At 29.7% G+C, this 11,601-nt stretch carries 10 protein-coding genes; 3 read left to right on the top strand and 7 right to left on the bottom strand.

Going from position 1 to position 11,601, the window contains the following annotated elements; all coding sequences use genetic code 11:
* Positions 1-15: 15 nt before the first annotated feature.
* From mce to JW646_RS06265, 6 genes are all read right to left on the bottom strand, one after another.
* Positions 16-426 carry a methylmalonyl-CoA epimerase gene (mce, locus tag JW646_RS06240; RefSeq protein ID WP_074919355.1) on the bottom strand — a complete coding sequence of 137 codons (411 nt, stop codon included), beginning with the start codon at positions 424-426 and terminating at the stop codon, positions 16-18.
* A gap of 13 nt (positions 427-439) precedes the next feature.
* The gene (gene meaB, locus JW646_RS06245) at positions 440-1,375 is read right to left on the bottom strand and encodes a methylmalonyl Co-A mutase-associated GTPase MeaB (RefSeq protein ID WP_148557277.1); all 936 of its coding nucleotides are present in this window, start codon (positions 1,373-1,375) and stop codon (positions 440-442) included.
* An 11-nt stretch (positions 1,376-1,386) separates the two neighbouring features.
* On the bottom strand, positions 1,387-1,797 hold the full coding sequence (locus JW646_RS06250; protein ID WP_074919361.1) for a cobalamin B12-binding domain-containing protein: 411 nt from the start codon (positions 1,795-1,797) through the stop codon (positions 1,387-1,389).
* Positions 1,798-1,839: 42 nt separating this feature from the next.
* Positions 1,840-3,504: an acyl-CoA mutase large subunit family protein gene (locus tag JW646_RS06255; RefSeq protein ID WP_074919362.1), complete on the bottom strand. Its 1,665-nt coding sequence runs from the start codon at positions 3,502-3,504 to the stop codon at positions 1,840-1,842.
* Between the two features lie 131 nt (positions 3,505-3,635).
* Positions 3,636-5,147, bottom strand: coding sequence for an acetyl-CoA hydrolase/transferase family protein (locus JW646_RS06260; RefSeq protein WP_228416943.1), 1,512 nt, complete (start codon positions 5,145-5,147; stop codon positions 3,636-3,638).
* 34 nt (positions 5,148-5,181) lie between these two features.
* Complete coding sequence (locus JW646_RS06265; RefSeq protein WP_228416944.1) at positions 5,182-6,558, bottom strand: aspartate-alanine antiporter-like transporter; 1,377 nt, start codon at positions 6,556-6,558, stop codon at positions 5,182-5,184.
* A 157-nt stretch (positions 6,559-6,715) separates the two neighbouring features.
* Here JW646_RS06265 and JW646_RS06270 point away from each other — a divergent pair, with 157 nt between their 5' ends.
* Together JW646_RS06270 and JW646_RS06280 are read left to right on the top strand one after the other, a co-directional pair.
* Positions 6,716-7,594 (top strand): LysR family transcriptional regulator, encoded by an 879-nt coding sequence (locus JW646_RS06270; RefSeq protein ID WP_228416945.1) that lies wholly within the window; start codon positions 6,716-6,718, stop codon positions 7,592-7,594.
* A 706-nt stretch (positions 7,595-8,300) separates the two neighbouring features.
* Positions 8,301-9,212: a LysR family transcriptional regulator gene (locus JW646_RS06280; protein WP_228416946.1), complete on the top strand. Its 912-nt coding sequence runs from the start codon at positions 8,301-8,303 to the stop codon at positions 9,210-9,212.
* Positions 9,213-9,257: 45 nt separating this feature from the next.
* On the opposite strand, the gene JW646_RS06285 is transcribed toward JW646_RS06280, so the two are convergent.
* The gene (locus JW646_RS06285) at positions 9,258-10,325 is read right to left on the bottom strand and encodes a YkvI family membrane protein (RefSeq protein WP_074919367.1); all 1,068 of its coding nucleotides are present in this window, start codon (positions 10,323-10,325) and stop codon (positions 9,258-9,260) included.
* A gap of 260 nt (positions 10,326-10,585) precedes the next feature.
* Here JW646_RS06285 and JW646_RS06290 point away from each other — a divergent pair, with 260 nt between their 5' ends.
* Positions 10,586-11,554, top strand: coding sequence for an aromatic acid exporter family protein (locus JW646_RS06290; protein ID WP_206925353.1), 969 nt, complete (start codon positions 10,586-10,588; stop codon positions 11,552-11,554).
* Positions 11,555-11,601: the final 47 nt, after the last annotated feature.

Genomic DNA, 11,601 nt, shown 5'->3' on the forward strand with positions numbered 1-11,601 from the left:
GTATCCCTCCAAGACTTATTTTCTTTCACTTAGTTCTAATAACATTCCACTTGTACTTTTTGGATGGCAAAATGCTATACTAGCATTTCCTGCACCATATCTTGGCTTTTCATCAATCATTCGATATCCTTTTTCTTTAATCTCTGCTATAGCCTCTTCTATATTATCCACTCTTAAAGCCACATGCTGTATTCCGCCTCTTCCACCATTTTTTTGAATAAACTTAGCTATAGGACCATCTTCAGTTGTAGATTCTAAGAACTCTAACTCCGCTTCACCTATTGGTAAAAATCCAACTTTTACTTGTTGATCTTCAACAATCTCTGTTCCTTGGCACTCTAAACCAAGTACATCTTCAAAGAATTTCAAAGCTTCCTCTAAATTAACTACAGCTATACCAATATGGTCAACATTTTTTACATTCATTTTTTAATCCCCCTTATTTTATAATACTTTCAAAAATTTTCTCCCCAATTGTATATGGATCTGCTTCTTTTGTTATTGTCTTAGCCAACAATGTATCTACGTCTTTAGTTGACTCTATTTCATTAACTTTTTTCTCAATTCTTCTATGGACAATTTGTTTAACTTCCAATTTATTTCGAATTAATCTTCTATTATATATTTCTTTGCTATCATAAAGATATTTTCTATGTTTAATTATATTTTCAAATGCTTTTTCTACACCTTCTCCATTTTCTGATATAACTAAGCTTACTGGAGGCCTGAAATCCCAATCATGTTTAAAATCAAGCATCATTTCAATTTCTATGGATGTTTTTTTTGCTCCATCTTTGTCAGCTTTATTAACTATAAATACATCTGCAATTTCCATTACCCCAGCTTTTATAGCTTGTATATCATCACCTAGTCCTGGAACCATAACCATTATAGTCGTATCTGCCGTTTTGACTATATCAACTTCAGACTGACCAACACCTACAGTTTCTATAAATATATAATCACATCCATATGCATCAAGTACTTTTATAGCCGCTTGAGTAGCATTTGATAATCCTCCTAAACTTCCTCTTGTTCCCATTGAACGTATAAAAACACCTTTATCAGTATTTAAGTCATTCATTCTGATTCTGTCTCCAAGTATGGCACCTTTAGTAAATGGACTTGTTGGATCTATGGCAATCACACCAATTTTTTTACCTTTTTCTCTTAGTAGTTTAACTATCTTATCAGTAAATGTAGATTTCCCTGCACCGGGAGGACCTGTTACACCAATAACATAAGCCTTCCCAGTATGTTTATATATTTGTTTTAGGAAATCTTCATATCCATCAACTTCATTTTCAATCATTGTAATAAGCCTTGCACATGCTCTTTTATTGCCTTTAAGAAGTTCCTCTATAAGATTTTCCATAACATTCTCTCCTAATCATTTAGTGCTAATTTCTTTAAGTTTTCTTTTATAAAATTAATAGTTACAGATGTTGGAGTTCCAGGAGTAAATATTTCTTCTACTCCTTTTTCTTTTAAATATGGTATATCTTCTTCTGGTATAACCCCTCCGCCTATAACCAGTATTTCATCATAAGCGCCTTCATCTTTTAATAAATCAACAACTTTTGGAAGCAAATGATTGTGAGCTCCAGATAATATACTCATAGCTACTACATCAACATCTTCTTGTATTGCCGCCTGAACTATTTGTTCTGGCGTTTGTCTAAGACCTGTATATATAACTTCCATTCCTGCATCTCTAAGTGCTCTAGCTATAACTTTGGCACCTCTATCATGACCATCAAGTCCTGGCTTTGCAACTAATACTCTAATAGGTTTCATTATATTTCCCCCTCAAAACATCTATTTTAATTTCTTTAATTTTTATATCATTACAGTTTGTTTGTACTCACCAAATTCGTCTCTCATAACCCCACATATTTCTCCCAATGTAGCATAACATTCTACTGCATCTAATATAAACGGCATTATATTTTCATTTCCATCGCATGCTTTTCTTAATTTTTCTAAACTTTCTTTTACTTTTTTATTGTCTCTTTTTTCTTTAAGAGCATCGATTTTTCCTTTTTGTCTTACACCTACTTTAGGGTCAACTCTCAATAGACCTTTTGGAGGTTCTTCTTCTACTTGAAATTTATTTACTCCTACTATTATTTTTTCATTCTTTTCTATTTCTTTTTGATATTTATAAGCACTATCCATTATTTCCTGTTGTATAAATCCTTTTTCTATTGCTGATGGTGCTCCACCTAATTCATCTATTTTTTCTATTAACTCTATTGCTTCTTTTTCTATCTTATTTGTCAAACTTTCAACGTAATAGGATCCTGCAAGGGGATCTATAGTATCAGCTGCTCCACTTTCATATCCAACTATTTGCTGAGTTCTAAGAGCTACTCTAACAGAGTCTTCTGTAGGTAGTGCTAAAGCTTCATCCTTAGAATTTGTGTGAAGAGATTGTGTTCCACCAAGTACAGCTGCTAATGTTTGTATTGCAACTCTCACTATATTATTTTCTGGTTGTTGAGCTGTTAAAGTACAACCAGCTGTTTGAGTATGGAATTTAAGTGCCCAAGATTTTGGATTTTCGGCCTTAAATCTATTTTTCATTATATTAGCCCATATTCTTCTTGCTGCTCTAAATTTGGCAACTTCTTCGAATAGGTTGTTATGTGAATTAAAGAAGAAGGATAGCCTTGGTGCAAAATCATCAATATGAAGTCCTGATTCAAGAGCTGCATTTACATATGCAATCCCATCAGCCAAAGTAAATGCCACTTCTTCTACTGCATTGGCTCCAGCTTCTCTTATGTGATAACCTGAAATACTTATTGTATTCCATTTTGGTACATTTTTTGAACAGTAATCAAATATGTCTGTTATAAGTCTCATTGATGGTTTAACTGGGAATATATATGTTCCTCTAGCTACGTATTCTTTTAATATGTCATTTTGAATTGTTCCTCTTAATTTATCTGGTGTTACACCTTGTTTTTTAGCAACTGCTATATACATAGCTAATAAAACAGAAGCTGGTGCATTTATAGTCATAGATGTTGATACTTTATCTAGTGGTATCCCATCAAATAATATTTCCATATCTGCTAAAGAATCTATAGCAACTCCAACTTTTCCTACTTCTCCTTCTGCTATTGCATCATCTGAGTCATATCCCATTTGAGTTGGTAAATCAAATGCAACAGATAATCCCATAGATCCTTGATCTATTAAAAATTTATATCTTTTATTAGATTCTTCCGCTGTTGCAAAACCTGCATACATTCTCATTGTCCATAACTTTCCTCTATACATAGTTGGTTGAACACCTCTTGTATATGGAAATTGTCCTGGATATCCTAAATCTTTTTCATAATCTAGTTCAACATCAAGAGGAGAATATAATCTTTGTACTACCTCTCCTGTATCAAATTTAAATTCTTCTTTTCTTTCAGGGAATCTAGCTAAACTTTTTTTAACTTTCCCTTCTTCCCATTTTTCAAAGGATTCTTTAATATTTTTATTTTCCATAGAACTTCCCCCTATTTCCTAATCTTCATTTATTTGATATATTTTAATATTTCAATCTAAATTATCTTTTAATTATCATTATTATAAGATAAAGAGTTTTATTCTCACATCCACTATACTATCCTTCTGTTTTAATCGGCTTCCTCCAAAGCAACTTTTTTCATAGTGCCTGTTTTTAAGAATCTTTCATGCCAAGAAAGTGCTTCTTCTAATATATGAGGTGTATGTTTAAATTTACCTTCTTGGGCTTTATTAAAGTAATCCCATAAAGCATCTTTATAATCCGGATGTGCACAATTTTCAATTATACATTTTGCTCTTTCTTTTGGTGATAGGCCTCTTAAATCGGCTACTCCTTGCTCTGTAACTATAACCATTACATCATGTTCTGTATGATCATGATGACTTACCATTGGAACTATACTTGAAATATCTCCTCCTTTTGCTATGGATTCAGTAGTAAATATAGTTAAATATCCATTTCTAGCAAAGTCACCAGAACCTCCTATACCATTCATCATTCTACTTCCCATAATATTTGTAGAATTTACATTTCCATATATATCAACTTCTATAGCTGTATTTATAGCTATAACCCCTAATCTTCTTGCCACTTCTGGACTATTGCTTATTTCTTGAGGTCTAAGAATTATTTGATTTTTATATTCATTAAAGTGTTCATAAAAGTTATCTAATCTATCTGGTGATATAGTAAGTGATGTTCCTGAGGCAAATTTGACCTTTCCTGATTTAATTAAGTCAATTACTGAGTCTTGTATTACTTCTGAATAAACTACTAAGTCTTTAAAATCAGAATTTTCTAATCCAGCTAAAACAGCATTAGCAACACTTCCAACACCGGATTGCAAAGGAAGTAAATTCTTTGGTAATCTATTTTCTTTTACTTCATTTTCTAAAAAAGCAATCATATTTTGAGCCATTTTATTTGAAGTCTCGTCAACAGGCGATACTACCCTAGTTTTATCTTTCAAATCAGTAAAAACTATTGCTGCAATTTTATCTAAATCGCATTTTATATAAGGTTTACCAATTCTATCTTCTGGATGAATCAAAGGTATTGGTTCTCTTTCTGGAGGATTTTTCAAATCATAAACATCGTGTATTCCTTCCAATTCAATTGGTTGAGAAACATTAATCTCTATTATTACTTTATCTGCTACTTCAGCAAACACATTTGAATTTCCAATTGATGTAGATGGTATTATATAACCTTCCTCAGTAATACTAACGGCCTCTATTAAAGCTATATCCATTTTTCCTAAAAATCCATATTTAACATATTGTGGTGTATGACTTAAATGCATATCACAATATTGAACACTGTCATCATTTATTGCATTTCTCATTGCTCCAGTAGTTTGATATGGATATCTTCTTTTTACTACTTTTGATTTTGTCAAAGCTTCATCCAGTTCTGGTCCAACTGATGCTCCAGTTATTATTGTTAAACCTATTTTTTCTCCTTCATCTGCTCTTTTTGCAATTTCAAGTGGAATTGCTTTTGGATATCCAGCAGGAGTAAATCCACTAGTTCCAACAATCATATTATCTTTAAATAACATTGCCGCTTCTTTTGGAGTCATTACTTTATCTTTTAATTTTTCACATCTTAATCTTTCCATAAGTGCCCCCCTAAATATTATTTATATATAAATACTACATAGGCAGTTTGTGCAGTATTATTGTAAATATAACCATTCCTAATAAAGCAAATGGGTAAGTTGCACCATACCCTGCTGCTGGTTCATCACTTCCCGCTGCTTCTATTGCAGCACCAAGACCTGGTGTGGAAGTCATACCACCACATATTGCTCCAGATAACATTAACCAATTAATTTTAAATACATATCTTCCAAGTAAAAATCCTATCATCATACCTACTATTCCAATTACTAAAGATATTATGGCTAAAAATGCTCCAGATCCAACTAAGGCATCTATGGCTTTGTATCCATATCTAAGTCCTACTATGGCAAGGAAAAAAACTAAAGATACATCTCTAATTACACCTAATATTTTTCCATCCATTCTAAAACTAATTTTGCCAAGCTTACCTATATAACCTACTATCAAAGATCCAATTAAAACTCCTCCTGTAGAACCAAGACTAAAATATCCTACAAATGGTAGATAAATATTTATATTTCCTAATAAATATCCAAATATACATGCTATAGTAAAACCTAACATATCAAATTTTGTCTCTGGAATTTCTTTACCTTTAGAAGTTTTCCTAGCATCTTCTAATTCTTTTCTATATTGCAATCTTTCTTTTTCAACATCAATTTTAAATATAGATGGCAAGAAGTTGACAGCTAGTATTACTATAAATACACCAAATGGATATCCTATGGCATGACCTGCTCCTATACTTGCTTCTGCATTTTTAATAAACTGTTGTTTTATTTCATCTGTTAATTTAAAATCATTTATATCTTTTGGTATATTCTTTTCACCTACACCAGCCATTTCTAAAAACTTAACTTTTTCTTTATCTGTCATAGTTTCATAATTTAAAGTTTTTTCAGTAGCATGGCCTCTTGCTGTTTCTATTGCTGCTGCAAGCCCTGGAGAACTTGTTAATGCACCAGTATAAACTCCTGATACTTCATAAGTATTTGAATCTTTACTAAACCAAGTTGCCATATAAGTTGCCGCCGCACTAGAAAACGTTATTACAAGTCCTAAAATAACAAACTTTGCTCCATACTTTCTTAATACAACCCCCATATCTTTAGCTGCAAGTAAACCTACTGCCGCAACAAATAGAATTAAAAATATGTCAAAGAATTCGCTAGGTATAACTCCAGAGTCTAATAAACTCTGTGCTGCTTCATATGATCCACCATTTTTTGGTATACCTGATGCATATTTAAATGCTCCCCATCCAATAAACAGCCCTGTGAATAAAGCTCCTGATATTCCAAAACTAAACTTTCCAAATTTTATTTTCCCAAAAAAAAGGCCCGTAATAACAGCTAAGAACATTAGTATGTATGGGCTAAAAAAAACACTAGCAAAATCAAATCTCATACATTTCCCCCTTAATAATTTTTTTTTATTAATTTCTTGATTTATATAAATCATTTTTTTTAATTATATTGTAGGTTTTTTATCAAGCCTTGTATAATATATATATATATATATACTTATATACTTTTTGGTATAAGGGTTTGAGGGAGTTGATTTGATGGAGTTATTGCACTTGAAATATTTTTTAACAGTTGCAAAAACTGAACATATGACTAAGGCTGCTCATGAACTTCGAATTGCACAACCAGCTCTTAGTAAAATTATTCGTAATTTGGAGAATGAATTGGAAGTAAAACTCTTTGATAGAAGAGGAAGATCTATTATTTTAAATGATACTGGAAAATACTTCAGTGAAAAAGTAGAAGAAGCATTAGTAATTCTCGATGACACAGTAAATGATGTAAAAGAATTTGACTTAATTGATAAAAACAAAAAAGTAAGGTTTTTATCCCTATGCGCCTCATCAATAGTTGCAGACATACTAATAGCTTTTAAATCTGCTTATCCAGATATTCAGTTAGAAGTAACTCAATCACTAAGTAACTTAGATAATAATTTTGATAGTTATGATTTATGTTTGTACTGTACTAATAAGCCTAATCCTTATAAAAATTCCTTATGTTTACTTGAAGAAGAGATTTTGCTAGGAGTATCAACTAAACATCCTTTAGCTAATAAAGGTACTATCAGCTTACAGGAAGTTAAAAATGAAAATTTTATAGCACTAGGACAGGGTCACCTAAGAAATTTAATTTATGATTTTTGTAAAACAGCTGGATTTAAGCCTAATATAACTTTTGAAAGCACTAATAATTCACTCATAAGAGATCTAATTGTGTTTGGTCAAGGAGTTGCATTTATTCCAGAAATTTCATGGAAACTTGATAATTATAATGGAATTAAATTCTTGCATATAAAAAAACCTTTTTGTAATCGTTCAATATATCTTTACACAAAATATACTGATAACTCACCACTAAATGTTCAAATATTCAAAGATTTTATAATTAATCATTTTAAAACTATACAAATATAGCACTTTATATTTTCCACTTAACTATTGCTACTATTTATTTAATTATAAAAAAAAACATCTAACTTATCGTTACTATTTCCCTATAAGTTCAATAAATTTATTGATTTTCATTTTACAATATAAATCAAATTTATAAATATTAAGCTATTTTATTAGTATTTAATATTTTTTAATTGCCATTATTACATTTTTATAAAAAAAGAGTTGCCTTTTTATAATGATACAAAATCATTTTAAGACAACTCTTTTTATTTCTGTTATATTAGCATGTAGCTCTTCCAACTAAATGAGAATCCGCATTTTTTACATCCGTTACATAAGTCTTCATAAAAGTTTGGTATTTATTGTCCTATTATTCCTAGGCCATTAAGTCTGGCTTTACACAATTATTAGGACACCCTCCTACGGATATTTTAAATATATGAGGTAATTTTACTTTTGCTGGGCCGCTGTTATTTTACCATTTACAGTTATTATTCTCCCCGAAAAATTATCAGTTCCTTTATTACTCAAAAATCCTAAGAATTTTACACTTTTTTATTTGTATATTCAAACATTAAATTTACATTTTTACCCATAATTTAGTTTTGTTGTAGCACTTATGATATACTATTAAAAGTGATATTATCTTATAAAATGCATAGGTAAAACCTATAGATAATCAGTATCATTTAACCATATTTATTAATAAAAAAGGAGGCATTTTATGACTATTAGACACTTGAAAATTTTTATTGAAGTAGCAAGAGCAGGTAAAATGAGTTTAGCCGCACAAAGATTATTTATTTCTCAGCCTACAGTGAGCCAAGCTATTCGTGAATTAGAAGATCACTACAGTCAAAAGCTTTTCGAAAGATTATCAAAGAAGTTATATATAACATCTTTTGGCAAAGAACTTTTCTCCTATGCAACTAAAGTAGTTGAACAATTTGATAATTTAGAAAAAACGATGAATGACAATCTACATATAGAAAATTTACGTATAGGTGCTTCTGTAACTGTTGGAACTTGTCTTTTATCTAAAATATTAAAAGAATTTCATAACCTTGCCCCTAGAGTAAACACTTATGCCTATGTTAATAACACTACTATGGTTGAAAAAAAATTATTAGAATCTGACTTAGATATTGCTATTGTAGAAGGCGAAATTCATTCTCAAGATTTAGTTACTACTCCTGTAATAGATGATTATCTTGTTCTTTTATGTAACAATAATCATCCTCTTTCAAAAAAAGAAAAAATAACATTGTATGATTTACAAAACCAAAGATTTGCTATGAGAGAAGACGGAAGCGGTACAAGAGAATTTTTCGAACAAATTTTACATAAGTATAAAATTCAGATACAATTAGCATATGAAGCTAGTTCAACTGATACAATTAGAAGGGCTATTTTAGATGACGATTGTTTGTCACTTTTATCTATACATACTTTTGAAGAAGATATCATATGTGGTAAAATCCATATTATGAAAACTGATTTGAATCCATTGAAAAGATCTTTTAAACTTGTTCATCATAAGGATAAAATCATGACTCCTTCAATAATAACATTAAAAGAAATATTAAAAAAATATAAAACATCTGATTTTATGAAAGATTTATTATTAAAAAAATAAGTATAACTTATTAACTGAAGTTATACTTATTTTTTTATGTATGAATTATATAATTCTTTTGCTAATCTGTTTTAGACATATGCATATAAATAATACAACTCCCAATATGCCTGTAAATGGATATACATTTCCCACTAATTTTTCAAAGGGAAATAATCCAAATAAAAAAGCCAAAATTGAAATAATAAAGGCGATAATGTTTGCATTGTATTTTCCCTCCTTTGACACTTTATCACATACTGTCCAAAAATTTGGTGCAGCTGTTGAAAAAATACCACATAATAAAACAACAGAAAAAACTTTACCAAATATAGGAGATATAGATTTTGCAAAATACAAAGTCGGTATGGATAATTTATAAATCTCCTCAATTTTGGATAGTAATGCAAAATTCATAACTAAAATAACTATCATCAATAATAAACTTCCTACAATAGCTCCATACTTAGCTTCTCTTCTAGTATCTGCACTATTTCCAAGAGTAGTAAAGAAAAATAATCCACTTACCATGTTATATGATGCATATAATATACCACTTTTAACACAGTTTCCCCCTGCTTTTTTAAGGTTAATATCCACCATTATTTGTGAAATATTGCTTAACCCATCTAAGTTTTGAATCAAAATAGTAAACCCTACAATCAAAGAAAAAATAACTATGATAGGACCAATAAAACCAATTACATTAATAAGACTATCTAAACCACAAATAAAAGCAATAAGCACTAATATTGTCATCATAGCACAACCAACATAATAGTTTAATCCGTAATATTCTTGTAGTGTTGCTCCAGCCCCTGAGATCATAACGATAACACTTATAAACAATAACACTGGCACAAAATATTCATAAAATAGTCCTACCCTATTCCCACAAAAATATTTGTATGGTCTGTATTTTTTATAACTTCCATAATCGTATCCAGCTTCCATAACAGTACTTCCGAAATATGTAAATAAAATCAAACTTATAACTATTGATACTAAACTACTTAAACCATTGGAAGTAAAAAACTGCATAATCTCCTGTCCTGTTGCAAATCCAGACCCAATAATAAAAGCTATAAAAGCACCTGCAAATTTCATCACATTTAATTTGTTGATTTTTTGCATAATATATAATCCCTCCCTATGATAAATATTTAAGGGCTAGTACTAAATATATGTATCTATAAACTTTGTATGACTCATTATAAAATGAATAAACCGTTTTAAAATATCATGTTATTAATTGTTTGTTGTCTCTTTTTGGAAATAATTATAGAAATATATCATAAATACATATATCTTTTAAATATGCAGTATAATTTATTCATAAGAACCTATATTTATGCTAAAATATGAATTATACAATTTCATAAGGAGGTTTTTATTTGAATAAAACAGATGCACTTAAAGTAATAAAATTATCATTTGGAAGCATCTTGGCTATTATTATTGCATCTTTATTTAATCTGCAATATTCGATTGTAGCTGGAGTAATCACTCTTTTAGTTGTAAAAGATACGAAAAAAGAAACTTTAGCAGGAGCTTTGAGCAAACTATTTGGATTTATACTATGTACCATTTATTCTTACATTTGTTTTTGTTTATTAGGATATAATTTGTTTGCTTTTTCATTATACATATTTATTACAATAGGTACTTGCTTTGCACTGAAAATTAGCAATGTTATTGCAATGTGTGTAGTTATTTCCTCTCATTATTTACTTCAAGGTTCCATGAGTACTTATTGGATATTGAATGAAACAGGACTTTTTATAATTGGAGCTGGTATAGGTATAATAATCAATATGTTTATGCCTTCTAACTTTCATAAAATCTATATTGGCCAACAAAAGCTCCAAGAACAAGTTAGCTTGATTCTAATAGACATTGCCAACATAATAAGAGATCCAGACAAAGACATTTCCTTTCAACACAACTTAGATAAGCTAAACAAATTAATAAATAATAGCACAAAAGATGCTTATGAAAATATTAATAACAATCTGCTAAGTGACACTCAATATTTTTTAGAACATATGGAAATAATCAAAAGTCAAAGGGATGTTTTAAGCACTCTCTATGATTTAGTTTCCCAACTAAACTGCGTTCCTTATCAAGGATATGTACTTGCCATATTTATTAACAAAGTTGGTAATACTTCTTTTGAATCAGATACTATTACTAATTTATTAAAGGATTTAGACATGATTTATAAAGATATAAAAATTCAACCTCTTCCTAAAAATAGAGATGAGTTTGAAAATCGAGCTATTTTATTTTTATGCCTAACTGAACTAAAAAAATATTTAGTTAATAGAAAGAATGCTCAACTCTTAAGAGATAATTATTTTTAAAATAATATGCACATTTATTCTATTTAATATAATATAAAAATCCATAA

Source organism: Terrisporobacter hibernicus, assembly GCF_020809405.1.
In the GTDB taxonomy this organism is placed as follows: domain Bacteria; phylum Bacillota; class Clostridia; order Peptostreptococcales; family Peptostreptococcaceae; genus Terrisporobacter; species Terrisporobacter petrolearius.

Coding starts and splice junctions, on each gene's coding strand:
- mce (WP_074919355.1), bottom strand. CDS start 426: ATGAATGTAAAAAATGTTGACCATATTGGTATAGCTGTAGTTAATTTA.
- meaB (WP_148557277.1), bottom strand. CDS start 1,375: ATGGAAAATCTTATAGAGGAACTTCTTAAAGGCAATAAAAGAGCATGT.
- JW646_RS06250 (WP_074919361.1), bottom strand. CDS start 1,797: ATGAAACCTATTAGAGTATTAGTTGCAAAGCCAGGACTTGATGGTCAT.
- JW646_RS06255 (WP_074919362.1), bottom strand. CDS start 3,504: ATGGAAAATAAAAATATTAAAGAATCCTTTGAAAAATGGGAAGAAGGG.
- JW646_RS06260 (WP_228416943.1), bottom strand. CDS start 5,147: ATGGAAAGATTAAGATGTGAAAAATTAAAAGATAAAGTAATGACTCCA.
- JW646_RS06265 (WP_228416944.1), bottom strand. CDS start 6,558: ATGAGATTTGATTTTGCTAGTGTTTTTTTTAGCCCATACATACTAATG.
- JW646_RS06270 (WP_228416945.1), top strand. CDS start 6,716: ATGGAGTTATTGCACTTGAAATATTTTTTAACAGTTGCAAAAACTGAA.
- JW646_RS06280 (WP_228416946.1), top strand. CDS start 8,301: ATGACTATTAGACACTTGAAAATTTTTATTGAAGTAGCAAGAGCAGGT.
- JW646_RS06285 (WP_074919367.1), bottom strand. CDS start 10,325: ATGCAAAAAATCAACAAATTAAATGTGATGAAATTTGCAGGTGCTTTT.